This window comes from Bacillus sp. CGMCC 1.60114, from assembly GCF_042676365.1.
Taxonomy (GTDB): domain Bacteria; phylum Bacillota; class Bacilli; order Bacillales; family Bacillaceae_G; genus Bacillus_A; species Bacillus_A rhizoplanae_A.
Genome location: NZ_JBHTHG010000118.1, coordinates 322,983 through 348,964 on the forward strand (window position 1 = coordinate 322,983; position 25,982 = coordinate 348,964).

The 25,982-nt window shown below is 36.2% G+C and carries 33 protein-coding genes and 1 pseudogene; 29 read left to right on the plus strand and 5 right to left on the minus strand.

Annotation, left to right across the window (positions count from 1 at the left end; translation table 11 throughout):
• Positions 1-23: 23 nt before the first annotated feature.
• The 11 genes from ACFQZ1_RS22920 to ACFQZ1_RS22970 all read left to right on the plus strand — a co-directional run bounded on the left by ACFQZ1_RS22920 (position 24) and on the right by ACFQZ1_RS22970 (position 12,747).
• Positions 24-1,496, plus strand: coding sequence for an NAD(P)/FAD-dependent oxidoreductase (locus ACFQZ1_RS22920; protein WP_377884446.1), 1,473 nt, complete (start codon positions 24-26; stop codon positions 1,494-1,496).
• 826 nt (positions 1,497-2,322) lie between these two features.
• The gene (locus ACFQZ1_RS22925; protein WP_377884447.1) at positions 2,323-3,633 is read left to right on the plus strand and encodes an aspartate aminotransferase family protein; all 1,311 of its coding nucleotides are present in this window, start codon (positions 2,323-2,325) and stop codon (positions 3,631-3,633) included.
• Positions 3,630-4,328, plus strand: a complete 699-nt coding sequence (locus tag ACFQZ1_RS22930) for a 3-oxoacid CoA-transferase subunit A (protein WP_377884448.1) — start codon at positions 3,630-3,632, stop codon at positions 4,326-4,328. The genes ACFQZ1_RS22925 and ACFQZ1_RS22930 overlap by 4 nt, the downstream gene beginning before the upstream one ends.
• The gene (locus tag ACFQZ1_RS22935) at positions 4,313-4,975 is read left to right on the plus strand and encodes a CoA transferase subunit B (protein WP_377884960.1); all 663 of its coding nucleotides are present in this window, start codon (positions 4,313-4,315) and stop codon (positions 4,973-4,975) included. The genes ACFQZ1_RS22930 and ACFQZ1_RS22935 overlap by 16 nt, the downstream gene beginning before the upstream one ends.
• Before the next feature lie 15 nt (positions 4,976-4,990).
• Positions 4,991-6,259: a peptidase gene (locus ACFQZ1_RS22940; RefSeq protein ID WP_377884449.1), complete on the plus strand. Its 1,269-nt coding sequence runs from the start codon at positions 4,991-4,993 to the stop codon at positions 6,257-6,259.
• Positions 6,256-7,110, plus strand: coding sequence for a putative beta-lysine N-acetyltransferase (ablB, locus tag ACFQZ1_RS22945; protein ID WP_377884450.1), 855 nt, complete (start codon positions 6,256-6,258; stop codon positions 7,108-7,110). The genes ACFQZ1_RS22940 and ablB overlap by 4 nt, the downstream gene beginning before the upstream one ends.
• 202 nt (positions 7,111-7,312) lie before the next feature.
• Positions 7,313-8,692 (plus strand): sigma-54 interaction domain-containing protein, encoded by a 1,380-nt coding sequence (locus ACFQZ1_RS22950; protein ID WP_377884451.1) that lies wholly within the window; start codon positions 7,313-7,315, stop codon positions 8,690-8,692.
• Between the two features lie 248 nt (positions 8,693-8,940).
• Positions 8,941-10,359 carry a lysine 2,3-aminomutase gene (kamA, locus tag ACFQZ1_RS22955; RefSeq protein ID WP_377884452.1) on the plus strand — a complete coding sequence of 473 codons (1,419 nt, stop codon included), beginning with the start codon at positions 8,941-8,943 and terminating at the stop codon, positions 10,357-10,359.
• Positions 10,356-10,628, plus strand: a complete 273-nt coding sequence (locus ACFQZ1_RS22960; RefSeq protein WP_377884453.1) for a YokU family protein — start codon at positions 10,356-10,358, stop codon at positions 10,626-10,628. Before kamA ends, ACFQZ1_RS22960 begins: the two co-directional genes overlap by 4 nt.
• Positions 10,629-10,702: 74 nt before the next feature.
• On the plus strand, positions 10,703-10,918 hold the full coding sequence (locus ACFQZ1_RS22965) for a YozE family protein (protein ID WP_336480491.1): 216 nt from the start codon (positions 10,703-10,705) through the stop codon (positions 10,916-10,918).
• A gap of 353 nt (positions 10,919-11,271) precedes the next feature.
• The gene (locus tag ACFQZ1_RS22970; protein ID WP_377884454.1) at positions 11,272-12,747 is read left to right on the plus strand and encodes a recombinase family protein; all 1,476 of its coding nucleotides are present in this window, start codon (positions 11,272-11,274) and stop codon (positions 12,745-12,747) included.
• Between the two features lie 307 nt (positions 12,748-13,054).
• Here the strand turns inward: ACFQZ1_RS22970 and ACFQZ1_RS22975 are convergent, their stop codons facing one another.
• Positions 13,055-13,228 carry a hypothetical protein gene (locus ACFQZ1_RS22975; protein WP_377884455.1) on the minus strand — a complete coding sequence of 58 codons (174 nt, stop codon included), beginning with the start codon at positions 13,226-13,228 and terminating at the stop codon, positions 13,055-13,057.
• A 364-nt stretch (positions 13,229-13,592) separates the two neighbouring features.
• Between ACFQZ1_RS22975 and ACFQZ1_RS22980 the strand changes: the two genes are divergently transcribed.
• From ACFQZ1_RS22980 to ACFQZ1_RS22990, 3 genes are all read left to right on the plus strand, one after another.
• Positions 13,593-13,730: a hypothetical protein gene (locus tag ACFQZ1_RS22980; protein WP_377884457.1), complete on the plus strand. Its 138-nt coding sequence runs from the start codon at positions 13,593-13,595 to the stop codon at positions 13,728-13,730.
• Between the two features lie 61 nt (positions 13,731-13,791).
• A complete protein-coding gene (locus tag ACFQZ1_RS22985; protein WP_377884458.1) occupies positions 13,792-13,929 on the plus strand; it encodes a hypothetical protein in 138 nt (45 codons plus the stop codon).
• Positions 13,930-13,937: 8 nt separating this feature from the next.
• Positions 13,938-14,510, plus strand: a complete 573-nt coding sequence (locus tag ACFQZ1_RS22990) for a hypothetical protein (RefSeq protein WP_377884459.1) — start codon at positions 13,938-13,940, stop codon at positions 14,508-14,510.
• A 1-nt stretch (position 14,511) separates the two neighbouring features.
• Here the strand turns inward: ACFQZ1_RS22990 and ACFQZ1_RS22995 are convergent, their stop codons facing one another.
• Positions 14,512-14,667: a DUF3930 family protein gene (locus tag ACFQZ1_RS22995; protein ID WP_377884460.1), complete on the minus strand. Its 156-nt coding sequence runs from the start codon at positions 14,665-14,667 to the stop codon at positions 14,512-14,514.
• A 154-nt stretch (positions 14,668-14,821) separates the two neighbouring features.
• On the opposite strand from ACFQZ1_RS22995, the gene ACFQZ1_RS23000 reads away from it, so the two are divergent.
• The 5 genes from ACFQZ1_RS23000 to ACFQZ1_RS23020 all read left to right on the plus strand — a co-directional run bounded on the left by ACFQZ1_RS23000 (position 14,822) and on the right by ACFQZ1_RS23020 (position 17,759).
• Positions 14,822-15,007: a YozD family protein gene (locus tag ACFQZ1_RS23000; protein ID WP_377884461.1), complete on the plus strand. Its 186-nt coding sequence runs from the start codon at positions 14,822-14,824 to the stop codon at positions 15,005-15,007.
• 276 nt (positions 15,008-15,283) lie between these two features.
• Positions 15,284-15,475 carry a hypothetical protein gene (locus ACFQZ1_RS23005; RefSeq protein WP_377884462.1) on the plus strand — a complete coding sequence of 64 codons (192 nt, stop codon included), beginning with the start codon at positions 15,284-15,286 and terminating at the stop codon, positions 15,473-15,475.
• Positions 15,475-16,293, plus strand: coding sequence for a serine/threonine protein kinase (locus tag ACFQZ1_RS23010; RefSeq protein WP_377884463.1), 819 nt, complete (start codon positions 15,475-15,477; stop codon positions 16,291-16,293). Before ACFQZ1_RS23005 ends, ACFQZ1_RS23010 begins: the two co-directional genes overlap by 1 nt.
• Positions 16,275-17,033: a sporulation protein gene (locus ACFQZ1_RS23015; RefSeq protein ID WP_377884464.1), complete on the plus strand. Its 759-nt coding sequence runs from the start codon at positions 16,275-16,277 to the stop codon at positions 17,031-17,033. Before ACFQZ1_RS23010 ends, ACFQZ1_RS23015 begins: the two co-directional genes overlap by 19 nt.
• A 72-nt stretch (positions 17,034-17,105) precedes the next feature.
• A complete protein-coding gene (locus ACFQZ1_RS23020) occupies positions 17,106-17,759 on the plus strand; it encodes a phosphatase PAP2 family protein (protein WP_377884465.1) in 654 nt (217 codons plus the stop codon).
• A gap of 69 nt (positions 17,760-17,828) precedes the next feature.
• Here the strand turns inward: ACFQZ1_RS23020 and ACFQZ1_RS23025 are convergent, their stop codons facing one another.
• The gene (locus ACFQZ1_RS23025; protein WP_377884466.1) at positions 17,829-18,710 is read right to left on the minus strand and encodes a cation diffusion facilitator family transporter; all 882 of its coding nucleotides are present in this window, start codon (positions 18,708-18,710) and stop codon (positions 17,829-17,831) included.
• A 483-nt stretch (positions 18,711-19,193) separates the two neighbouring features.
• On the opposite strand from ACFQZ1_RS23025, the gene ACFQZ1_RS23030 reads away from it, so the two are divergent.
• Positions 19,194-20,663: an RNA-guided endonuclease InsQ/TnpB family protein gene (locus ACFQZ1_RS23030; protein ID WP_377884467.1), complete on the plus strand. Its 1,470-nt coding sequence runs from the start codon at positions 19,194-19,196 to the stop codon at positions 20,661-20,663.
• A 440-nt stretch (positions 20,664-21,103) separates the two neighbouring features.
• On the plus strand, positions 21,104-22,471 hold the full coding sequence (locus ACFQZ1_RS23035; protein ID WP_377884468.1) for a beta-propeller fold lactonase family protein: 1,368 nt from the start codon (positions 21,104-21,106) through the stop codon (positions 22,469-22,471).
• A 90-nt stretch (positions 22,472-22,561) separates the two neighbouring features.
• Here ACFQZ1_RS23035 and ACFQZ1_RS23040 read toward each other — a convergent pair whose 3' ends face one another.
• Positions 22,562-22,876 carry a thioredoxin family protein gene (locus ACFQZ1_RS23040; RefSeq protein ID WP_377884469.1) on the minus strand — a complete coding sequence of 105 codons (315 nt, stop codon included), beginning with the start codon at positions 22,874-22,876 and terminating at the stop codon, positions 22,562-22,564.
• A gap of 79 nt (positions 22,877-22,955) precedes the next feature.
• Positions 22,956-23,324 (minus strand): annotated as a pseudogene (locus tag ACFQZ1_RS23045) (tyrosine-type recombinase/integrase).
• Positions 23,325-23,437: 113 nt separating this feature from the next.
• On the opposite strand from ACFQZ1_RS23045, the gene ACFQZ1_RS23050 reads away from it, so the two are divergent.
• From ACFQZ1_RS23050 to ACFQZ1_RS23085, 8 genes are all read left to right on the plus strand, one after another.
• On the plus strand, positions 23,438-23,536 hold the full coding sequence (locus ACFQZ1_RS23050; RefSeq protein WP_377884470.1) for a hypothetical protein: 99 nt from the start codon (positions 23,438-23,440) through the stop codon (positions 23,534-23,536).
• A complete protein-coding gene (locus tag ACFQZ1_RS23055; protein WP_377884471.1) occupies positions 23,533-23,730 on the plus strand; it encodes a hypothetical protein in 198 nt (65 codons plus the stop codon). The genes ACFQZ1_RS23050 and ACFQZ1_RS23055 overlap by 4 nt, the downstream gene beginning before the upstream one ends.
• 286 nt (positions 23,731-24,016) lie before the next feature.
• Positions 24,017-24,379 carry a cell division protein SepF gene (locus tag ACFQZ1_RS23060; RefSeq protein WP_377884473.1) on the plus strand — a complete coding sequence of 121 codons (363 nt, stop codon included), beginning with the start codon at positions 24,017-24,019 and terminating at the stop codon, positions 24,377-24,379.
• Positions 24,380-24,397: 18 nt separating this feature from the next.
• The gene (locus tag ACFQZ1_RS23065; RefSeq protein ID WP_377884474.1) at positions 24,398-24,562 is read left to right on the plus strand and encodes a DUF3954 domain-containing protein; all 165 of its coding nucleotides are present in this window, start codon (positions 24,398-24,400) and stop codon (positions 24,560-24,562) included.
• A gap of 26 nt (positions 24,563-24,588) precedes the next feature.
• Positions 24,589-24,840, plus strand: a complete 252-nt coding sequence (locus ACFQZ1_RS23070) for a helix-turn-helix domain containing protein (RefSeq protein WP_377884475.1) — start codon at positions 24,589-24,591, stop codon at positions 24,838-24,840.
• 19 nt (positions 24,841-24,859) lie between these two features.
• Positions 24,860-25,315 carry a nucleoside triphosphate pyrophosphohydrolase family protein gene (locus ACFQZ1_RS23075; protein ID WP_377884476.1) on the plus strand — a complete coding sequence of 152 codons (456 nt, stop codon included), beginning with the start codon at positions 24,860-24,862 and terminating at the stop codon, positions 25,313-25,315.
• A gap of 37 nt (positions 25,316-25,352) precedes the next feature.
• Positions 25,353-25,571 (plus strand): hypothetical protein, encoded by a 219-nt coding sequence (locus tag ACFQZ1_RS23080; protein ID WP_377884477.1) that lies wholly within the window; start codon positions 25,353-25,355, stop codon positions 25,569-25,571.
• Positions 25,572-25,609: 38 nt separating this feature from the next.
• Positions 25,610-25,876 carry a hypothetical protein gene (locus ACFQZ1_RS23085; RefSeq protein WP_377884478.1) on the plus strand — a complete coding sequence of 89 codons (267 nt, stop codon included), beginning with the start codon at positions 25,610-25,612 and terminating at the stop codon, positions 25,874-25,876.
• Positions 25,877-25,982: the final 106 nt, after the last annotated feature.

Below are 25,982 nucleotides of genomic sequence, written 5' to 3' on the forward strand. Positions count from 1 at the left end.
GAATGCAATGGGGGAATGAATACATGAATACGAACTATGATGTAATTGTTGTAGGTGCAGGTCCTGCTGGGATTTTTGCTTGTTATGAAACAATTGTTAAAATGTCAGACGCAAAAGTTCTGTTAATTGATAAAGGACATGATATTTATCGCCGTAATTGTCCGATTCTTCAGAAGAAAATAACGAAATGTCCACCTGCAGCTGGAAAGAAAGATCATGCAGGATGTTTACCGGCATGCTCAATTACAAATGGCTTTGGCGGTGCAGGGGCATATTCAGACGGTAAATTTAACATTACAAGTGAATTTGGTGGTTGGATGACAGACTATTTATCTGCATCGACTGTAATGGATTTAATCAAATATGTGGATGAAATTAACTTAGCACACGGCGCAACTACTTCAATTACAGATCCATTAACGGATGAAGTTCGTGATATCGAAAAACGTGCTTATGCAGCGGGATTAAAACTATTGCGTGCACAAGTTCGTCACTTAGGTACAGAACAAAACTTAGAAATTTTAAAAAGCATTTTTGAATATTTAAAAGAGAAAATCGATATGAAATTTAAAATAGAAGTAGACGACATTGTAACTGAAAAAGTAGAGAATGAACATGTCGTACGCGGCATTGTTTTAAAAGACGGAACGATGCTATCTGCGAAAAAAGTAGTAATTGTACCAGGACGTGACGGATCTGCTTGGTTAACAAAAATTATGAAAAAGCGCCGTTTAAAAATGAACACGAATCAAGTTGATATTGGTGTTCGTGTTGAAACTTCAAACATTGTGATGGAGGAAATCAACAAGCATCTCTATGAAGGGAAATTCGTATTCAATACATCTGTCGGAACGCGAGTACGTACATTCTGTAGTAACCCGTCTGGTCACGTTGTTGTTGAAAACCACTCTGGTATTATGACAGCGAATGGCCATGCGTACAAAGATCCTGCGCTTGGCAGTGATAACACAAACTTTGCACTCTTAGTATCACATCAATTTTCAGAGCCATTTGATCAGCCGAACGAATACGCACATGAAGTATCACGTCTAGCAAATCGTATTTCAATGGGCGGAGTTACGGTACAAAAGTACGGAGACATTTTAAAAGGTCGTCGTTCTACACCGAAGCGTATTCAAGAAGGTTTCCTTGAGCCGACATTAAAAGAAGCAGTACCAGGTGACTTAGGTCTTGTATTGCCATACAATACAATGAAAAGTTTAATTGAAATGACAGAAGCATTGAATCACGTCACACCAGGTATTGCATCTGAACATACATTATTTTACGGCGTAGAAGCGAAATTCTACTCCGCAAGACCAAAACTAACCGAACATTTTGAATCTGAAATTTCCGGCTTATACTTAGGCGGAGACGGTGCTGGCGTAACACGCGGACTAGCGCAAGCAAGCGCATGCGGCGTTTACATCGCTCGTCACATTGTAGAGCATTTAACGAGTAAAACAGAAAAAAGAGAAGAAGTTGTAGTGGGGTAATATATAATAGAAGAAAAACGATCTTATTGTATAGAATAAGATCGTTTTTTTTAGCATTAATTCATCAACTGAATGAAATTACATGTCTATTAAAAATATAATATACAATGGAAATCACTGATAGTTAGCTATTTATAAGAATTAGAGCATAGTATGTAATTTAGCACTTATAGGCGTTGGAAAGGTAGAAGAAATAAATTCATCCCGTTATTCATTGGAAGTAAGACCCCTACCTCAAGATTGAGAGAAAAGTAAAGAAATCCCTCACCATCGAAGTTTCACTTTATTAAAAATCTCAAGTTAGGAAATAAAATTTGATTGTTATACTAACCTGTTGTTCTTTGCCATAGGGCTCTCTTTCGTTTTGCACTAAGAAGCAATGCGGTTTCTATTTTAAGAATTAAAGAAGTGAGAGGAGATGATTGATTAATGGGAAATTTCCCCTTGTTGAATTTTGTCTAAATTTATTTGAAAGTATACGAGATAAAGTGACCAAGAAGGAAGGAGATTTACTAGAGGGTTGTCGAAGTTTACACATTAACAACATGTTTTTACTTCGAAGGTTATTTTAGAAGAGAGGAGTAAGAGGGATTTTTTAGTTACTGGCGGTGTTTGTGTAAGGAGGGGGATGTAGAGAGAATATTGTTGACTTCTACTCAGTTATTTCTGAAATTTCTTTCTATTTCATTTTTATGCATTTATTTTTATATTCTATAATAATGGCTTTTTAATAGATTCACTGCATAGGCAGAGAGTTCTTTTTTTATGAGAGAAAAGTTGATTTTCTTTATATTTACATATGAGTTGAAGAAACGGGGGAAGCGTCATGCGCGATTACTTAATTAAACCACTTGTTGGTCAACCTTATCCGATGATTTCGCATGGGGAAGGTGTATATTTATATGATCAAAACGGTAATAAATATTTTGATGGTTCGTCAGGGGCAATTACGGCAAGTATCGGACATGGCGTAAAAGAGATTGCTGAAGTTATTAAGCAGCAAGCAGAGGAGATTGCATTTGTATATCGTTCACAGTTCACGAGTGAGCCGGCAGAGAAGCTTGCGAAGAAGCTGAGCGATTTAAATATGGGGGATTTAAATTGGAGTTTTTTCGTTAATAGCGGTACAGAGGCAAATGAAACGGCAATGAAGATTGCGATTCAACATTTTCAAGAGCGCGGTATTCAAGGGAAAAATAAAATTTTGTCACGCTGGATGAGTTATCACGGAATTACGATGGGAGCATTATCATTATCTGGGCATCCGCTGCGTAGGCAACGCTTTGTTTCCATGTTGGAAGATTATCCGACATTACCAGCACCATATTGTTTCCGCTGTCCAGTACAAAAGGTGTATCCTACATGTCAACTTGCATGTGCAACAGAGTTAGAGAGAGCAATTGAACGTATTGGAGCGGAGCATATTGCGGCATTTATTGCTGAGCCAATTATCGGTGCAGCTGGGGGAGCAATTGTACCGCCGAAGGATTATTATAAAGTGATTAAGGACATTTGTGAGCATTATGATATTTTATTTATTGCTGATGAAGTCATGACAGGACTTGGCCGTACTGGTGCATGGTTTGCGATGGAACATTGGGGTGTTCAGCCGGATATTATGACGCTAGGAAAAGGATTAGGAGCTGGCTATACACCGATGGCAGCAACTATGGTAAGTGATCGCGTGATGGAACCAATTCTGCGTGGTTCTCGTTCTGTAATGAGTGGACATACATTAAGTGCAAATCCACTTTCCGCTGCGACAGCTTTAGCGGTGATTGAATATACGGAGAAGCATCGTTTACCAGAAGCGGCTGCTGAAAAAGGAGAGTATTTAATCGCAGGGCTGCAAAAAGTGCAGCAAGAATCGACAATTATTGCTGATGTACGCGGGAAAGGTTTGATGATTGGAGTAGAATTGCAACCGTTTACAAAGGCGTCTGAACTTATTTCAGTTGCGGCGAAAAATGGTCTTCTTTTATACCAAGCTGTATCAGGACAAGCAGGTAAAGAAGATAGTGCATTGTTAGTTGCACCGCCACTTACTACTACATATGAAGAGCTTGATGAGTTACTTCATATTTTTGCGAAAAGTGTAGAGGAAATAACTCAAAAAGGAGGGCATAGTATCGTATGACAACTATTACAAACGCATTTGGGAAATTAAAATCAGTGCAAGATGTTATGCCATATTTTCATGATGAGATGACACTTATGTTTGGAGGATTTGGAGGCATTGGCTCTCCTCCCTCTTTAATTCAAGCGATTTTAGATAAAGGAATTACCAATTTACATTTAATCGGTAATGATACTGGTTTTCCTGATGTGGGAATTGGCCGCCTTGTGACAAATGAGCGTGTAAAGTCGTTAATTACATCGCATATCGGTTCAAATCCAAATGCAGGACGGCAATTAAATGAAGGAAGATTACATATTGAATTTTCTCCTCAAGGTACATTAGCAGAACGAATTCGAGCTGGCGGTGTTGGGCTTGGTGGTGTTCTTGTTGATGTTGGGATGGATACGATTGTAGAAGAAGGGAAACGAACTGTTGAAATAAATGGGAAGACATATTTAATTGAGACAGCATTAACAGCGGAAGTGTCCATTGTGTTTGCGAAACAAGCGGATCCGTTTGGTAATCTTGTGTTTGATAAAAGTGCACGCAATATGAATCCACACGTTGCAATGGCTGGGGATATTACGATTGTGGAAGCAGAAGAAATTGTTCCACTTGGGGCACTAGATCCAGAAGAAATTATAACACCTGGTGTATTTGTTGATTATATCGTTCCATCGGGAGGAGTGAATTGGAAATGGGCATGGGAGTAGAGATTCGTAATAAAATTGCAAAGCGTGCTGCAAAGGAAATTCAAAATGGAATGATTGTTAATTTAGGGATTGGTATTCCATCTCTTGTTCCGAATCATTTGCCAGATGATATGCATGTTATGTTTCATGCGGAAAATGGCATTGTTGGTATGGGGCCGACACCAGCAAAGGGTGAAGAAGATGAGAATCTATGTAATGCGGCTGGATTGCCAACATCAATTATTGCCGGGGCTAGTTATTTTGATAGCAGCATGGCATTTGGGATGATTCGAAAAGGGTTGCTTGATATTACAATTCTTGGGTCATTGCAAGTAAGTGAAAACGGAGATCTAGCAAACTGGATTGTACCAGGTAAGCGTGTACCAGGTATTGGCGGGGCGATGGATTTAGCACAAAAGGCAAAGCGTGTTGTCGTTGTGATGAATCACGTTGATAAATATGGGAATGCGAAAATTGTTTCAGAGTGTACACTTCCGCTCACGTCAAAACGATGTGTTGATGTAATTATTACAGACATGGCAGTAATGGAAGTAACGCCGGAAGGCTTAGTGTTGCAAGAATTGATGAGTCCGTACACAGTAGAAGATGTAAAAAAATGCACAGAAGCTGCTTTTCATGTGAGTCCATCTTTACTAGTAATTGAATGAAAGGAGATGTAACAATTGGAGCAATATAAAAAACGAGTGTGTGAATATATTGAAACTAATGAAAATATGAGTGTGAAATTATTAAAACGTTTAATCCAAGAGAAAAGTACGAGCGGGGATGAAAGCGGCGCGCAGGCGGTTGTGATTGAAAAGTTGCGTGAACTTGGTTTAGATTTGGATATTTGGGAGCCTTCATTTACGAAATTGAAAGATCATCCATATTTCGTTTCACCGCGCACAAACTTTACTGATAGTCCGAATATTGTGGCGACATTAAAGGGAAGTGGCGGCGGAAAGTCAATGATTTTAAATGGGCATATCGATGTTGTGCCTGAAGGAGATTTAAACCAGTGGGATCATCATCCATATGCAGGAGAACAAGTTGGGAATCGTATATATGGGCGTGGCACAACAGATATGAAAGGCGGTAATGTTGCGCTCATGCTGGCGATGGAAGCAATTATAGAAACGGGAATCCGTTTAAAAGGAGATATATATTTTCAAAGTGTAATAGAAGAAGAAAGCGGTGGTGCAGGTACGCTTGCAGCAATTTTACGAGGTTACGAGGCGGATGGTGTAATTATCCCAGAGCCGACAAACATGAAATTTTTTCCGAAACAACAAGGTTCAATGTGGTTTCGTTTATTCGTAAAAGGGAAAGCGGCTCATGGTGGTACGCGTTATGAAGGTGTGAGTGCCATTGAGAAAAGTATGCTTGTTGTAGAGCATATGAGAAAGTTAGAAGAAAAACGAAATGAAAGAATTACAGATCCGTTATATAAAGGAATTCCAATTCCAATTCCGATTAATATCGGGAAAATTGAAGGTGGCAGTTGGCCGAGTTCTGTGCCCGATTTTATTACTTTAGAAGGCAGATATGGTGTTGCACCGAATGAAAGTATGGAGGAAGCAAAAATAGAGTTTGAAAATTGGGTAGGACAATTAAGTAAGGTAGATCCATGGTTTATAGAACACCCGGTAGAAATAGAATGGTTTGGCGCACGTTGGGTTCCGGGCGAATTAGAGGAAAAGCATCCGCTTATTACAACGCTGAAGGACAATTTTATGCATATTGAAGGCGCGGAACCGATTGTTGAGGCATCGCCATGGGGAACAGATGGTGGTTTATTTACACAAATCGCGAATATTCCAACTATCGTGTTTGGTCCAGGTGAAACGAAAGTTGCCCATTATCCAAATGAATATATTGAAATTGACAAAATGATTGCAGCGGCAAAGATTATCGCATGTACATTACTAGACTGGTGCGAGGTGGACGAATGAAATATTATGAAGAATTTGCAGAACAGACGAAGTACTATACATTAGAATGCTCGTTAGATTATTTTAATAAGCGTATTCGTGTTGATCATTATAAAGGAAATGTCGAGCAAGTAATGCGTAAAGTGGAAGAACTCGCAAACTCTCATTCTTTCACTAAATTAATTATAAAAGGAAAAAGAGAGCACGTTCCTGCGTGGCTCTCTCTTGGCTTTATGCTTGAAGCTAGTATTCCGCAATACTTCCAAGGGCATGATGCATTTTTTATGGTGAAATATCGGGATGATGAACGCCGTAATAGTGTGCAGTGGGTGAAGGAAGATGAAATTATAAGTGGTGTAAATGCGAAAAAAGTAATAGAAAAGGAAATACCAGCACAGTTTGTTTTGCGAAAAGCAACAGAACAAGATGCACAGCAGCTTGCGGACGTATTTGGAAAAGTATTTGAGATTTACCCAACACCTTTGAACGAAGCAGACTATATCGTGAAAACGATGAAGGAAGATACGATTTATTATGTGTATGAAATGGAAGGAAAGATTATTAGCACAGCTTCAGCAGAAATGAATGTAAAAGAAGGAAACGCGGAGTTGACGAATTGTGCAACATTACCAGAGTATCGAAAGCATGGATTCATGAAAAGCTTACTTATGAAGTTGGAAGAAGAGCTGCGGGATAGATCTATTTTTTGTTCGTATACAATTGCACGGTCGCTTTCTTTTGGTATGAATGCAGCGTTTTATCAGCTTGGATATACGTACACAGGCAGACTGGCGAATAACTGTTATATTTTCGATAAATTAGAGGATATGAACGTTTGGGTAAAAGATCTATCCCACATTAACGGGCAATAAGCCCCTTACTGAGGGAGGTTTTACTTTATCTCGTATTTAATAGACATTACAGAATAGAAATAAAGGTTCGTAAAGAATCAATTTATTCAACTTCCATAAGTTGGGGATGAAAAGCCCTTGCTGATGGGAGTTTCATTTTACCGGTAGGTGCTAAAAATTCGGCACGATAATTGCTGATTTTTTAGCAAAGGAGGGAAATACGTTGCTGGCGATTTCAACACAAGAAGTGATTGAAGCAATTTTAAGTAGTATTGATGAAGCTATTCATGCAGTAGATGAAAAAGGGGTTACGATTTTTTATAACACAGTAGCAGCAAAACATGACGGATCAAATGTAGAAGATGTACTTGGTAAGTATTTATTAGAAGCGTTTCCTTCGTTAACGCCAGAAACGAGTACATTGCTAAAGGTACTGCAAATGAAAAAGCCAATCCTACATCAAGTGCAGCGATATCAAAATCAAAGTGGGAAAGATGTTTATACGGTAAATACAACGCTTCCTATTTTTATAGAAGGGCGCATTGCTGGCGCTGTTGAGATTGCAAAAGATTACTCTACCATTCAAAAGCTGACAGAAAGTATTGCTGATTTGCAGTCAAAAATGAGGCGATCACCAGCGAAAAAAACAGAGCAGAGGCATGTAGCATTTGATACGATTATAACGAATGATAAGCGCTTTTTGCAGACGAAACAGCTTGCACACAAGGTTGCTACCACTAATGCGAACGTACTTATTTACGGTGAAACGGGAACGGGAAAAGAGTTATTTGTACAAGCGATACATGAAGCTTCGAAAAGAAGAAATAATCCATTTATCGCTCAAAACTGCGCTGCTTTACCAGAATCATTACTTGAAAGTTTACTGTTTGGAACAACAAAAGGTAGTTATACAGGTGCCATAGAACGTGCAGGTTTATTTGAGCTAGCGGATGGTGGTACGTTATTTTTAGATGAATTAAATTCGATGCCTTTAGATTTACAAGCAAAAATGCTACGAGTATTAGAAGATGGTGTCATTCGCCGCATCGGTGATAACAAAACAAGAAAGGTTGATGTACGTGTTATTACAGCAATGAATCAACCTCCAGATGAGTGCCTTCGTGAAAATAAAATTCGTACGGATTTATATTATCGATTAAATGTGTTTTCTTTATATATTCCACCGCTTCGCGAGCGAAAAGAAGATATTTTATTGTTAGTCCCGCACTTTTTGAAGGCTTATAACGAGGAATATAAAAAGCATGTGATTGATATGAATGAAGATGCGAAAAAGCAATTGCTTCAGTATCATTGGCCAGGTAATGTGCGTGAATTAAAGCATATGATAGAACATGCGGTCATTGTTGCAGAAGGGAAAACATTAACGTTATCTTGTTTACCGCGTTCGTTTCGACAAGTGCCGAATCCGCAGAAAAAGCCGATATTACCACTTCGAGAGGCGCTTCATGAAACGGAAAAAGAATTGATTGAACAAGCAATGTTAGAAACGAAAGGAAATGTTCTGCAAGCTGCAAAGTTGTTAGGCATTCCAAGACAAACTTTACAGTATAAACTAAATAAAAATGCGAAAGCTGCCGAATAATTGGCAGCTTTTGTGCGTTTGCACCAATAAAAAAGCAATTACATATATAGAAAGTAAAAGAAAATTCACTTTTTTCTGTTAATTATTTCGTTTAGTTTCTGTATAAAACGATATTTTTATAGTAAAGAAACGTGTAATAGCAAAGGTTGTACTAGTAGAGATAAATAGAAACTTAGATCTAATAGTTATAGTTGGCATGATAATTGCTTTAATAAATAGCGAGCGTTTGAAAAAAAGGGGGAATTGCAATGTTACACGACGTATATAAACCAAATCGTCATTGGAAAGAGATTGAATTATGGAAAGATGTTACAGAGGAACAATGGAATGATTGGATTTGGCAATTAACAAATACAATTAAAACATTAGATGATTTAAAGAAAGTAATCAATTTAACACCAGAAGAAGAAGAGGGTGTTAAAATTTCAACAAAAACAATTCCATTAAACATTACACCATACTATGCATCTCTTATGAATCCAGATGATCCGCGTTGTCCGATTCGTATGCAATCTGTACCGATTTCAGAGGAATTGTATAAAACGAAGTACGATTTAGAAGATCCGCTTCATGAAGATGAAGATTCACCAGTTCCAGGATTAACACATCGTTATCCAGACCGTGTTCTTTTCTTAGTAACAAATCAATGTTCTATGTATTGCCGATACTGTACACGCCGTCGTTTTAGTGGACAAATTGGAATGGGTGTTCCGAAGAAACAATTAGATGATGCAATTGCATATATTCGCGAAACGCCGCAAGTTCGCGACGTCTTAATTTCTGGCGGTGATGGCCTTCTAATTAACGATAATATTTTAGAGTACATTTTAAAGAGCTTACGTGAAATTCCGCATGTGGAAATTATCCGTATTGGAACGAGAGCTCCAGTTGTGTTTCCGCAGCGTATTACAGAAAACCTTTGCAATATTCTTAAAAAATATCATCCAGTTTGGTTAAATACACACTTTAATACTTCTATTGAGATCACGGAAGAATCAAAACTTGCTTGTGAAATGCTTGCAAATGCAGGTGTACCACTTGGTAACCAGGCTGTTATTTTAGCAGGTATTAACGATAGCGTACCGATTATGAAAAAATTGATGCATGATTTAGTAAAAATTCGCGTGCGTCCTTACTATATTTATCAATGTGACTTATCTGAAGGAATTGGCCATTTCCGTGCACCAGTTTCCAAAGGTCTTGAAATTATTGAAGGCTTACGTGGACATACGTCTGGTTATGCAGTGCCAACATTTGTTGTAGATGCGCCGGGTGGCGGTGGTAAAATTGCCGTTCAGCCAAACTACATTATTTCACAAAGCGCTGATAAAGTTGTTCTTCGTAACTTTGAAGGTGTAATTACAACGTATCCAGAGCCAGAGAATTATGTAGCAGGCAGAGCAGAAGGGTACTTTAAAGAAATTTATCCAACTTACGAAGAAAAGCGTTCTGATGTAGGAATCGCAGCGCTGATGAGCGATAAGAAGTTTAATCTAGTACCAGAAGGCTTGCAGCGTATGAATCGCCGTAAAGATTACGAAACAAATACAACACATGCTTCATTAAAAGATAAACGTGACAAGCGTGACCAGTTGAAGGATAAAAAATTTCAAGCGCAAATGGCAAAACTAGATGAGAGCACAAAAACTGAGGGAGATGCAGTATGAGATGTATGTGGTGTGAAGGTGAGGAAGCAATTGAAAGTGTAAACACTGTATACTGGGAATTACCAGATGGAACAAAAACAGTTACAATTGAAGAAACACCTTGTATCGCATGTCAAAATTGCGGAATGCATTATCAATCAGAGGATATTGTGAAAGAAATTGAAGATCAGCTCTTTTTGATTTATACGAAAGATTTGCCAAAACAAGTCACATATACAGAGCTTATGGAGCGTCCACGTTTATTAAAGCGAAATTATTTTGATTTTTAACCAGCATTTTTATGCTGGTTTTTTTCTTATTTGCCTTGTATAATGTAGCCAAGTTAGAAAGGTAGGGAATATTGTTGAAAAAGTCATTTTATCACTATATGATGAAGCACCGTGCTTCTTTATTGAAAGATGAACTATCAGACTTGGCAGAAACAATGTATGAAGATCATAGTTTTCCAAAACAATCGGAGGATTATGATGAGATTAGTTCATATTTAGAGCTGAGCGGTTCATTAGAAAGCATGACCATTTTTGATCGCGCATGGGAATTATATATGCAAGAACGATAGAGTGAAATGTCTATCCGAAGGTTGTTTTACCACTACCAATTTTCAATTAGTGTTAAATACACTCCAATAGAGGAGTGTATTTTTTTATGAAAAAAATATTCAATTATACAACCTCATGTGATAAGCGTTTTTGTGGTGGGCCGCATATACTGTTAACGTCACATACTTAAAATCACGACTTAAAAAGGAGAGAGAAAAATGACGAGAAAAAAGCAGCCCAAATATAATATAGGAGATATAGTCGTGATTACGTTATATGGTACAGTCGGTAAAGTTACAAATATTAATTTTCTATTTTTATTCGTTTAATAATGTGGAATCATTCCCGATACATAGACTAAGAGGTGAAGAGAATGGGATTAGCCGCAATTTATTTACGTTTATCTAGAAACGAAGAGCAACTAAACATAGATGAGATTTTATCTAACCATAGAAAAGCTCTAACGAAGCTTGCAAAACAGCAGAAATTAACTTACGACATTTATCAAGAAATTTCAAGCGGAGTCAATACTGATAGACCTCAATTGAATTTGCTATTAAGCAGGTTAGATGATTATGACGCTCTCCTTGTAATGGATATAGACAGAATTTCTCGTGATAACGCTCATGCTGAAGAAATTAAGAAAATGCTGATTCTTCATGACATCAAAATTTTAACTCCTCAAGGTGCAATTGATTTGTCACAGGAAAGCAATGAAATGCTGTTCTCCTTTCAAGCGATGATGGCAAACTTTGAATATAAACAAATTCGTAAACGTTTGGGGAGAGGTCGATTAGCAGCAGCAGAACAAGGGAAATGGACGATGTCAAATCAAATTCCTTTGGGATACAAGAAAAATGAAGAAAAACGATTAGAGATAGTTGAAGAAGAGGCTAAAATAATTCGCTTGATTTTTCAAAAGACATTGGAACGAGTTAGCGCTAATGAAATCGCAAAACAGTTAGATACACTCGGGTGGAGAAGTAGACAAGGTAAAGTTCTTACATCAGCACATATTAGTCAAATCAGAAAGAACGTCGTTTATTACGGGGTTGTTCAAGCGCGCAGGCGAGTCAACGGCAGGGTGGTTGATGAAGTATTCGTTGAAAATGCTCATGAGTCAATCGTAAGCAAACAAGTATTTTTAGAAGTACAAAAAGTATTGGAAGAAAATACACAAGGTAACTTCTTTCATAAATCGAATGCGAAGAGAAAACTTCAAAATTTAATTTACTGTAATTGCTGTAAAAGGAAGAGATACATTCAATGTGATGGTAATGGCGTTGATTATATAAAATCATGTGTCTATAAAATTGATAATAATAAATGTAGAGATCGCGGATACAAGTATGATCCAATTGAGCAATTTGTAATACAAAAGGTTAAAGAAAAGAAACCAGCATTTGAACAAGAACTAAAAATGTTAAAATCTCTTGATACCACGGAAATAGAAAAGAAATTATTAATTCAAAGGGAGTCCTTAGAGAAACAAATAGATAGATTTAATAAGCGACAACGGAACCTCAATGAGATGCGGATGGATGGAGAGATAACAAAAAATGAGTTTTATGAAATGCGTGAAGAAAATGAAGGACAAATTAAACAAACTGAGCAACAAATAGAACTTATTGATATTAGGTTAGAGAATTTATCTAATACAGATGAAGAGCAGACAAGATTACAAGATGCTATTAAAAAACTAGATAAATTAGAAGAACTTAAAGCAGAATCATGTAATACTTTTTTGAAGAAATTTATAAAGAAGATATGGTTCAGTAGTAATGCAGAAGCGAATCATGATACGACGAGACCGAGAGAAGAGGCTACAATAGAGATTGAGTGGTTATAAATTGATAAGGTTTCAGGATGGTTCTTAAAAAACTTTAGAGATTCACTGTTGAATTATATAATGTGAAGCATGAAGCATGAGTGCTGAGGACGTTTCAAAACTCATCTTGGTCCAAAATAAGTAAAGGACTCTATCGAAATTGATAGAACCCCTTGGTTAAAATTTCATTTATTAGCTCTCACATCATTAATTATATACGGTTTATTCCAATTTATAAGCGGTTTTAGGTGAAATTCCTGAAAGTTACTAATTAGTCCAAACTCTGTTGAAGTAAAAAGGATTCTTCTTTACGAATAACCTTTGAAAATTATTTCTTCTTTTTCTCTTCACCTTTTTCTATATTCCATTCGTCGCCCCAATAAATTGAAATACCATCTCCATCTTGCATGTTTACATCTTCTACATCATTCAATTCATCAATGTTTTGGATTTTTCTTGATGCTAACTCTTTTTTTGAATTATTTGACTCATTAGTAGGCATATTCATTTCTCCCCTTTAATTTAATAATCACTACATACACCGGTATTATTTCTATTTTATGAAATCTTATACCCGTTTTATCATATCTAGTGAGAAGACCCCCACCTCAAGCACGAAGCGGTAGGTGGGGGTAGTTCAATGAAGAAACAACTTTGGTGATGAAGTTGCAAAGTCTTAATTAAATCAGGTGATCTTAAAAACTAAACAATAGATTAGATTACAAATAAGCTTCCTACGGGAGGCTTATTTTTTATGTTTTTTAGTTCTTGATTTGCATTTTCCATTCTCTCGATAGAAAACCGATAGGGACACAGAACACAGACAAAATGTCTCGCATATCATATCGGCAGAGGTGAGAGGCATCATGAATTTTAAATACAATGAAATTGGAGAATTTGATGCTTGTAAAGCAGCAAAAGCCCTCCTTGAATTAGCACAAGAAATAAAACTGGAAGATGAAAATAAAGATAAAAGTGAAGATAAAAATGAAAAAGCAAGTTGAACCCGTACATATATTTATGTGTACGGGTTTTCTTTTATAATTATTTTTAGGAGTGATACATATGAAGGTAAACGAATATTCCATTGATTCAGAGGATATAAGAGAGAGAATGAAGCTCTACTCCAAACTAAAGGATACTGATGACTTCAAGGAATTTTATGAAGAGGAAGTTAAGCCAATAAAAATGGAAAAATTATAAATATAAAAATGCTAGACGGTGTTTATGTATATGAAGTGAACAATCACGATGGATTTTACGTAGAACATACATTGCAACTTGTGACAGAACAAGAGGTGAAAGATGGCGAATTAGAATGGATTGAACTGCGCTATAAATTTACATTTGGCGATCTTGTTCAAGTAACAGGCTATGAAAAAGACGTATTTCGCGTTGTCGGATACCGGACAGAAGTGTGGCGTTATAAAAACGATGCTTGGGAAGACACAATTTATGAATTATCACGTATTACTGATGGTGAGTGGCTAGAAGCGGATGAATCAGATTTGACGCTTATTGCGAATGCACAAACAGCAAACGCAATTTTAAAGAAGATAAAGCAAGATAAGGCGGGAATGAATAAGCTGGATCTAGGTAAATTAAAGTCTATTAATAATTCGAAAAAAGTAAGTATAAAAACGAATCGAAAAGAAATTATTGACGGTCTATTAGATATTTTTAATGATTATAGAACATTATATGAAACATTTCAAGATGAAGAATATAAGATTGTGATGGAAGTTGTACGTAACTATTTAATCAAATTATCTGAGAAAAAATAAGTTAAAAAGAGAGAAGGAATTGAAAGGAAATATAAGCTGTATATGGTATGCCTACAATCGTTAAAAATATAATAAATATAGAAATAAGCTTGTCCACCCATTCATCCTCATGTATGAAATCTTCTTTTGCATGCATCATCTCTTCTTTATATTTCATTGTGTTTTCCTCCTTTATATAGCTTGTACTACATCCTATGCAAGAATTTCTCTGCATATAACCTACATATCTAGTATGAAAAGAAAAATGTTTTTCTATTCTTATACATAATTTCTATTTTTCTTCATAAAACAGAATTAAAGGGGTGATGCTCATGAAGGAAATAGAGGTCGTGATTGATACGGAAGAAATTGCGGAATTTTTTTATGAGCAATTAATTGTGAGAGGGTATGTACCAAAGCGAGAAGAAATTGAAGATCTTGCAGATATTGCATTCGATTACTTGTTAGAGAAATGTATGATTGATGAAATATTTGACGAAGATGATGAAGGAAAGTAACGACGGGACAGACTCGTCGTTTTTTATATCGTGCATGGCTTGTCTATGTTTATCCCGCTATTCGTGGGCAGTAAGACTCCCACCTCGGGATTGAGAGAGAAGTGATGAAGATAGGTAGCGGGGAACTGACCGTTAAAGCCCGATTGGGCGGGCTTTCCATCAGCGGAGGATAAAGAAAATCCCCACTGATGGAAGTTTCACTTTATAAAATGGTTATAACTATATCGTGTTGTATTTGGTATAATAAAAGTGAAAATTTTCCGAAGAGGTGAAGGAATGTTTAAAAAAATTATTGATTCTTTGCTAGGAAATAAGCATAAGTATCGCTCATACTCCAGTAGTGATTATCGTCACAGACATCGTTCTTATTCTAGCAGCGATTATCATAAGCGTCGTCCATCTCATGAGTATGGGCATCACCATTATAAAAGAAAACATAAAAGTCGCAGCTTTTTCTCTAGTAGTTGATGATTTTTCGTAAAATATTGACATGGTTTGATCGACCTCTATCCATTAATATCGTCGTTGCACAGCGGTATCAAATTAAGAGTATTCTCGGTATGGGAAGTTATGGTTTTACATATCTTGTTACAGACATGTTGTCTGGTGAGAATAAAGTATTAAAACAGCTTCGAAAAAGTAAACAGAGGTATGCATCAGGAAGGAAATCGTTCACATACGAGCAAGCCATTTTGCAGCAGTTAGAGCACCATGCAATTCCTCATTTTTTTCATAGTTTTATATGGAGAAAAGAGCCATTTTTTGTAATGGAGAAAATGTCTGGAAAAACATTTGAGGATTTTATTTTTCGAGATGGAAAAATGTATACAGAGAAAGAAACTTTTCTTATTTTATATAAAGTGCTTCAAGTTGTTTCCTATTTTCATAGTCAGGGCATCGTTCATCGTGATTTACGAATTCCAAACATTTTAATGAAAGATGATGATATATCTATCATAGATTTTGGATTAGCTCGATTTATTGGTGAAATTGACGAGCGTGCTCAGTATTATAAAGGTGAACAAGCATATATGCGTGAAATTCAGTATCGTAGTGATTTTTATGCCTTAGGTCACTTTGTTTTGTTTTTATTGTATTCTAGTTATGAATCTTCAAAAGAAGAACAGCCTTGGTATAAAGAATTAACATTATCAGTACATAGTTGTGACGTAATCATGAGGATGCTGCAAATGAAAGAGCCGTATTATGAAGATATACAAGAGCTAATAGCAGATGTGCGTTGTATAATAGAAAGGATGGGAAATACATGTTCCAAAAATTTTTAGCAAGCGTTGGTATTGGTAGTGCAAAAGTTGATACTGTATTAACACAAGAGGAATGGCTCATTGGGGAAGAAATTACAGGGGTTGTACATATTACTGGTGGATCGGTAGAACAAGAAATTGATAGTATTTATTTAACGTTATCTACGACATATACTCGTGAAGTGGATGATAAAAAAATAAGTTCAACATATGATTTAAAGAAAGTCCGTTTAACAACTCCAATTACAATTGGAATAAATGAAAAACGAGAAATCCCATTTTCTTTTCCAATGCCGATTGAAGTACCGTTAACATTTGGTATGAAAAACGTCTGGGTACATACTGGTCTTGATATTAAACGCAGTATTGATCCGAGTGACCGTGATTATATTCAAGTACTCCCAAATATATTGTTAAAAAGTGTATTAGATGCAGTTCAAAATCTTGGATTTCGTCTTCGCCAAGCAGAATGTGAAGAACTTCCATATCGTTTGCGTGATCACGTACCCTTTGCACAAGAATTTGAATTTGTTCCTGTATCCGGACAATATTACGGAAAGCTCGATGAATTAGAGCTCCTTATTATACCACGCTCATACGATAGCCTAGAAATTATGATGGAAGTAGATCGAAAAGCAAGAGGTCTTGCTGGATTATTTGCTGAAGCTTTAGATATGGATGAAAAAACTGTTCGCTTCACAGTGAAGCGTGAAGACATTCCTGTAATGCAGCAAAAAATTAACAATTATATTTCTCGATAATGCATGCATAAAAAAGAAATGGAGGGGGAAAATAAAGCATCCCCTCCATTTCTATATAGTGAGGTTATGCAGATGAAGAGATATCGACATTTATATGCGTTACTATTTATTTTACTCATTTGTTTTATTATGTTGTCTTTTTCTTATAAAACACCTTTTATTGATCAATTTGATATTGCAGTGAGTAATTATATACAAAGCTTTCGTAATGAATATCTTACTTCTTACTTTATATGGATATCTTTTATTGGATCGAAAAAAGTGTATTTTCCTATATTGTTTATTTTGATTATGTATTTCTTGATTCGAAGACGATATATGACAGCGATTTTGTTAATGATAAATTTTTACGGTTCACGCTATATGAACTATATGTTAAAACTATGGTATGAGCGACCAAGGCCTGATATATCACAACTTGTTACTGCGACAGGTTACAGTTTTCCGAGTGGACATTCGATGAATGCTGTCGCATTTCTTGGGTTTATTGCATACATTACGATTACCGAACATCGCTTACAATTGCATCAAAAAATATTACTTATTTTTATCGCTTGTTTTCTTATTTTTTCAATTTCTATCAGTCGTGTATATCTAGGTGTGCATTATCCGTCTGATATTTTAGCGGGTTGGGCTGCTGGGGGGAGTTGGCTTATTTTGTGTATCATGTTTCATCAAACATTTATCCCACACTCAGTGGATAGAAAATCTTCTGTATCAAGATAGTAAGTAATTGCAGGAGGTAATGATAAAGACATTCATAATGACGGAAGTTTCACTTTACGCAAAAAGAACCTATGTGAGCATAGGTTCTTTTTGCGTTGGTTCCACATGAATATGTGTGTGCCAAATATTGTGATTGTGTTGCAACTTTTCTTCAATTTCATCGGTAATACGATGGCTTTCACTTACATCCATGCGTGCGTCTACTTCGATAGTAATATCAACATACGTTTGATTTCCATACATGCGTGCTCGAATATCAACGATATGTTCAACGCCTGCAATTGTTTTTACTGTTTCAACGTATTTTTCCATTTTGTCAGGGTCAATACCGTCTGTTAGCATATGTGTTGCTTCTTTAAAAATGTCCCATGCAGTTTTACAAATAATCATACCAACGATAAGCGCTGCAATTGGATCAAGAAGTGGCATCTGAAACTGTGAACCAAAAATACCAACAACTGTCCCAAGACTTACGAGAACATCAGATAAGTTATCTTTTGCTGCTGCTTCTAGTGCTTTACTCTTTGTTTGCTGTGCAATTTTACGATTATATATGTATACGCTATACATGACAGCAGCGCAAAATAAATCAACCCAAGCTGCAACTAAACTAGGTGTCGTTTGTTCTTCTTTGAAAAAGGATTGAACAGCATTCACAATAACTTCTAATCCGACAGTCATCATGATAAATGACGCGACGAGTGAAGCGATTTGTTCGGCTCTTGAATGACCATATGGGTGATCAAGATCGCGAGGCTTTCGGGAAATTTTTAATCCGATTAAAACAGCTAGTGATGCTCCAATATCGGTCAAATTATTCAGACCATCTGCACGCAGTGCGCTAGAAAAAGCTATGTAGCTTATTACAATTTTAATGGATGACAAAAAAATATATGCAACAATGCTTAGCATTGCCCCTTTATCAGCAGCTTTGTTAGAAAGTGAATCCATATTTTTCACTCACCTTTCTCTCAAAGATTCTCTATGTATAAGCGTATCAAATGAAAGTCGTGTGGGTCTATACAAACATTGTTGTGTACTTTTAGCTTTTTAAGAAAGAGAGAACATTGTTTCGTGAGGGCAAAAAAAGTTCGCTCATAAAAAACAGAAAAAAGTGCTTATATATACGTAAGCAAAATAAACGTAGAAAAAGTCGATTTCCTGTAAATTGAGGTAATCGGCTTTTTGTGGTTAAGTACTAAAAATCTCATAGAACTAAAATAAGGAACTAGTTTTTAGGTATTAGTTTTGGTACCAAATGTGATTAGGCTTTTAGCAATTTCGTAATAAACCTATCATACCTTTCGAGAGGACTCCCACCTCTAAACATATGTGAAGGTGGTGAGGTGAATCGAAAAAAATATTTTATGTTCAAAAAATGACAGAAACATACGTTCTTGTTTTGGTATAATATCCTTAACAAGGAGGTGAAAAATGACAATGGAAAATCAAACAAATTATAAAACTCTTCAGATCTGGATTAAAAAAGGGCATCGTATGTATTCTTATTTTCAAGAATCTTGCCAAAATGCTAAGAATATGTACAACACGACAAACTTTTATATACGACAAGTGTATACAGGTTTGACACAAGATAAGGAGTTGCAACCTTTACAAAAAGAAATTTTGGACATAATTTCCAAAAGCGTTGAGAAGATAAATGATACACAACTTCTTGCCTATCAAAAGAAATTGGAAAAAGAGAAAACAAAACCAAAAGAAAAACAAAAAGAAGTGAAATGTAATTTGTTTTCAGAACCAACTACAGAAAAACCTTATGTAGATTATAATTTTCTGGATGCATTATTTAAAGTCATGATTCAGAATGATTATCGTGCTTTGCCTACGCAATCTAGTCAATCCATCATGAAAAATGTATTCCAAAATTGGAAGTCTTTTTTTGCTAGTTTAAAAGATTATAAAAAGAATCCAAATAAATATACTGGAAGACCTAGAATTCCAAAATATATTCGTTCTTCTGAAAAAGAGATTCTGTATACAAATCAAGATTGTGTCATTAAAAATGATAAGTTTTTAAAGTTTCCAAAGACAAAATTGCAATTAAACATTGGGAAATTAGGGTTTACTGAAGGTAAGTTGAAACAAGTTCGTGTCATTCCTAAATACAATGAATATGTAGTGGAATTGGTGATAGATGTTCCTTCAGAACAACAATCCGTTGAAGAGAATGGTCGTTATATGAGTATTGATTTAGGTATTGATAACCTTGCAACCATTGTAACAAACACAGGTATAAAGCCTATACTTGTTAAGGGCAAACATGTCAAAAGCATAAATCAATATTACAATAAAATGAAGAGTCATTTTACAAGTATTCTCAGGAAAGGTAAACAAACAAAGGAAGGACCTTTTACTTCTAAAAGAATAGAAAAACTTCACCAAAAGCGTTACCTGAAAATAAAGGACATCTTCCATAAAGCTAGTCATCATATTGTAAAACTAGCTCAAGAAGAGGAAGTTTGCAAAATTGTGATTGGTCAAAACAAAAGTTGGAAGCAAGAAACGAATATGGGAAAGAAAAATAACCAAACGTTTTGCCATATCTCGCATCGTGTATTGATTCAAATGATTACATACAAAGCAAATGCAGTAGGCATTCAAGTTATTGTGACCGAGGAATCTTACACATCAAAAGCAAGTTTTCTAGATCATGACTTTATTCCAACGTATGGAGCAAATGACCAAAATGCAACTTTTTCAGGAAAACGAATGAAGCGTGGTATGTATCGTTCTGCAAAAGGAATCGAAATCAACGCAGACGTAAATGCTGCGGCTAATATTTTACGAAAAGTAGTCCCGAATGCATGGACAAACGGGATAGAGGGGTTAGGCGTGAAACAGCTCGCTAGTGTGTTAACTCCACTGACGTTAATCGTCCGTTAGGGCGAAACGTTAGAAACCCCCACTTCAAGCTTTGCTAAGTGGGGGAGTATTCATTAGAGTTTCATAAACGGTGGTTTTTGTTACACTTTTTTATGTAGAAAAGGGCGCTTAATGAATTTGTCATTAGCGGAATTAAAACAACTATTCTGCTTTATCAAAATTAGAAGAACATGAATCCTTTGTAAAGGGAAAGTGTAATACAAAATTTTTTGAAAAAAACTATTATAATATTCGAACCAATTTGTCCATTTATACGTTTACATAGAATGAAGGGATAAAAATTCAGACTCAATTACAAAAGGAGGGAATCAAAAAACGTATAGGATATTTCCAGAGATTCAAATGTCCTGTTTACCTGCTGGGCTTGTGTGCCCCTATGGAGCTTATTCGCGCGTCTTGAAAATTTATCATGCAAAAAAATTTTTTAACGAGGTGAAGAAATGTTAAAAAAAATGAAAGTTAACGGTGTATTGATTGTAGCTTTGATGTTTGTTGTTATTTTTCCGGCTGCTATTTTTGCCTCATCTACTGAAAATAAAAGCTCTATTGCAGTGGAGAGCTTCGATGGCAGCATCACTAACAACTCCCTTGCTATAAGTCCCGATGAGCAAATTGCGGTTGTTTCAGATAGTCGCGAACAATCCATCCGTATCTATGACCTTGCTAAAGGCACTTTACGCAAGAAAATCGATGGCTTTGTTACACCGAGAAACATCGTGTTCGTTGACAATGGTTCAGAGTTCGTCGTCTCGGACAGTACGCTAGGCACTTTGCGCTTCTACAACACAAAAAGCCTAACCTTAAAAGATGAAGTCGTGGTCGGCCCCGGTGCATTCGGCACCGCCGTCAGCCCTGATGGAAAGACGCTGTACGTGAACAATCAGGCGCACAGTTCTGTAACGATCGTGGATCTTGAGAAACGTAAACCGACTGCGGTCATCACTGGTTTCGCCCAACCGCGTCAAGGTATTAAAGTCTCTCCGGACGGAAAATATGTGTTTGTAACAAACTTTAAAGGAGATAAGGTGTCCGTAGTTGATGCAGCTACTAAGAACATCGTACGTGAGATTACTGGTTTCTCTATGATTCGTGGAATCTCCGTGAGTGCTGATGGTCAAACAATGTATGCCGCAAACAGCGGTCGTGACAGCATTTCCGTGGTAGACATCTCTCAAGGACAAATCGTCAACGAGGTAAAAGTTGGACGTGAGCCATACGGTGCAGCATTGTCGCCTGATGGCAAACTGCTTTTTGCAAGCAGTAAGGTAGACAATACGATTGATGTGATCGATGTCTCTAATAACCATGTAATTAAGACAATCAGCGGTTTCGCAGAACCCCGGCAAGCCATTGTCTTTAGCCAGGATGGAGAACGCGCTTATGTCCTTAATCGAGATCTTTCCATTGCCCGTGTGAATGTAAAAACCCTTTCCATGACCGATACGATCAGTGAAAAGTCAAGTAAATACAAACTTCAAGTGTTAGAATCGGACGGAATCGGAAAATATTTAGCAGACGATAAAGGAATGACACTTTATTACTTCACAAAGGATGAACCAGGAGTAAGTAATTGTAAAGGTAAATGTTCTGAAATTTGGCCTTCATTCCATGCAGAAAATATAGTGGCTCCTAGTGGATTTAACAAAAGCGATTTTGAAACTATCACAAGAGAAGATGGACAGAAGCAAACAACGTATAAAGGCCATCCTCTTTATTACTTTAATAAAGATAAGCAGGTCGGTGATATAAATGGACAAGGGGTAAATAATGTCTGGTATGTTTTGACTAAAAAGATTTTTGAAAAATAAACAATAGCTTCAAGTGACATAATCCGTATAAGAAAAAACCTCTTCGATATCAAAAGAAGAGGTTTTTTCTTATACGGTATTCGTATTATTTTAATATACTTCTAAAAACTCAGTAACTTGTTCTTCTGTCTTTGCATTCGCACTATGTAAATGACCAAGTTTTTCACCATTTTGATACACCAATAAGCTTGGGATTCCCATTACTTGAAATTCTTCAGCAATGCTTGGGAACTCATCTTTATTAATAGAATACCATTCAAATTTATTGAACTCTTCCATTACGTCATCGATAAAGTTATCCATACGTACACAATCTGGGCACCATGTTGTAAAGAACTTAACTACTACTGGGTTTTCCTTTGCGATAAGGTCGCGAAACTCCTTGTCAGACTTGATTTCTTTCATGTTTTTAACTCCTTTCAATGTCACACGAATTCGCTAGTATTTTTATGCAAAATCCGTATTTGCAAACATTTTGCAAACATTAGTGTTTTTGAAATAGATTGTTTGCAAAATCTTCTACAGCTTTTTCTTGAAGACCCGGTACAACATGAGAATAGGTATCTAATGTGATGCCTATTCTTTTATGTCCTAATCGCTCACTTACAATCTTCGGATGAATACCTTGTTTGAGCATCAATGTTGCGTGAGTATGCCGAAGATCATGGAAGCGAATATCAGGGACTTCACTTTTCTTTATAAGCTTTTTCTACAAATGTGTCAAACTTTTGAAATTGCAGGGATACCTGTTAGATGTGGAACAGATTAAATCGAAGTCATTATATGCACTACCATAGCGTTCTTTTTCCGCATTAATTCGGTCAAATTGTTCTTCTAGGGCATGTAATGTAATTTCAGGAAGAACAATTAATCGTTTTCCGGAAGAAGTCTTAGGTTCATGAAATTCTTTTGTAACATGAGAAAGCTTGTCTAGTAACAGGACAAGCTTCTGATGAAAATGTCGAGTTGCTGGATGGAAGAATAACCCTAAGCCCCAAAGGAGCAAAAGTATTAATTGACCTTATTCTTGAAAAAGGAGAAGAGAAGGGGTGGCTTGGTAAATGACTCTACAATTCAAGTTCAAAATACAAACAGTATTTGAGCATTGGAGATGCCCACATGTAATTGTCGCTGAGTCAGAAATACAAGCAAAGTATGAGTATTATCGCACATTCAATCGAGGATTTTTTGAAATGGAGTTTCCACAGTTTGTAAAGCATATAGAGTGTGAAAATTTAGGAATAGCAGATATAGAATAGTTTTTTGGAAGTGAAGAACAATTCCGTAGAATGTGTCAAAAAAGAAAAATCACATTCGCTTATCTAGGAATGCGAGTTCAAATTTTAGGGAAGATGGGCACGATTGTTGGCAATTATAAAAACGATTTATACGTTCTATTCGATGGAGACACTATTCCATATAGTTGTAATCCTACATTCGAAATAGCGTATTTCGATAAAGATGGACGGATTATTAAGGACAATCGAAAAGGCGTTTATGCGGTTTGAAATTACTAATCTTATAGAGTAAGGAGAGTAGGATAAAATGGCGAAGCAATTAAACATTTTCGATGTGGAGCCGGAAATCATGCAATTCGATATTAGTAAGGCAATTGTAAAAAGAGGAACTGGAAATATTACATACACTGATGTACGCGTGCAGATTCCTTCTAATGCTAAGAGTATTGATGAATTACCCCGTACAACTAAACAAGATGATCGGTATGAAATTTTTGAAGAACATGCAATTGGAATATGGCGTTTCAACCGTGAACGTGACAATTCTTTTAATTGGGAAACTGCTGAAGAATTATGTAAGGCAGCAAGGGATCATAAGGAATCTATTCCATTAAGAATACATCTAGGAGAGGGATTTTGTCCTGTAAATGTTGTGGAGTATTTGAAATAAATAAAGGGAGATGGGTGCGTGAAAGCTGAAATTGATGTTACAAAAAATCAAATTTACGTTGTAAAAGATGGTCGTGTTATTTCGGTAGAGCCACCAGTAAGTGGATACGGTGAGCAAGTTGCTGTTTGGATAAACGGTGAAGTTGATCGTGTGGATGCTAAGTTTACTAAAAAGATAAAATAATCATTTTTTAGAAAGTAGGTTCGCTTATGAGTGTAGCAAGAAATCATGAAGCGATGAAGGAATCACGTTTAAAAATATACATCGCTTTAGAAGAAGCTAATTTCATTTGGGATGAAAGAGATGTAGTTCGTTTTCGTGAAATGTGGAGTCAAGGTATGAGTATATCGAAGATGGCAAAAGCGTTAAGGAGACACCAAGCGGAGGTCGCGCTCCTTGTAATAGATCAGGCTGATAAATATTTAATTGAAAATCGTCCGATAGGATTAGGAATTTGCTAAATAGGAAGGGGAAATCAAAATGAAAGCAATGAAAAACGGTGTTATGGAAGTAACTAAATTAATTAGTAAATCAAAGGAAGGAAAAGCTGTAATGAATATCGATCAAATTTGTGAATTAGATCAATATCAAGAAGCGGTATTACGTACATGGAACACAAATAACAATTTCGGTGGACGTGTTTTAAATGCTGCTTTGGGGCTTACAGGAGAAGCTGGTGAGGTTGCCGATATCGTAAAAAAGGCCATTTATCATGGTCATGGATTCCAGCCAGCTCATTGTTCAGGTGAAGAGGACGGAAATACTCATAAACTCGCTTTAGAGTTGGGAGACATTATGTACTATGTAGCAATTATGGCGCATGAAATGGGATATACCTTACAAGATATCGCTGAAATGAACATTGCTAAATTAGCTAAGAGATATCCGGATGGATTTAGTAGAGAAGCCAGTCAAAAACGAGTGGACGTGAAATAGTACCAAATTTGAATTTTGTACAAAAGCAGGTGAGTAAATGGGAATGAAAGCGCCAATAGATAAATGCCCTCATTGCAGCTCTAATGAGGGATATTACACGAAAGAGCAAGTATATGGAACTGTAAGATATAAACATAATTTTGATGGAAGAGAAGCTGATAACAGCTCATTGCACGACCATGTATCTTATAAAGGCGGGAAAGTTGCTTACTGTATTGATTGTAATAAGAAGTTATTTAATATGAGTGTTTTATAACCAAAGCGTTAATTTATAAAAATCGGAGGCGTTACAAAATGGATGATTTAAAACAAGTAACTCAATATAAAGCTTCAGATGGAACGGAATTTGATGTGAGCGTAGATGAGAATGGTTTGTATCATATTCTCGTTAAGTTCCCTTATTTCACAACATCAAAAGATGGAAAATACACAAATAATTTTATTAGCTATGTGAAAAACGATATAGAAGATGAAACGACAGTTAAAGGGATTGCATCGTTTGCTTGCTATTGCTATCAAAGACAGTTAAATCATTATTCAGAAACAAATCAAACAAAATAGTTATTTTATTGTAAGCAAAAAGAACACACAAATAAGTATGCTCTTAGACAAGAAAGGTGGTTTTCTATGGGAGGAGATTCTCCATACAATAACATATGCTTGTCCA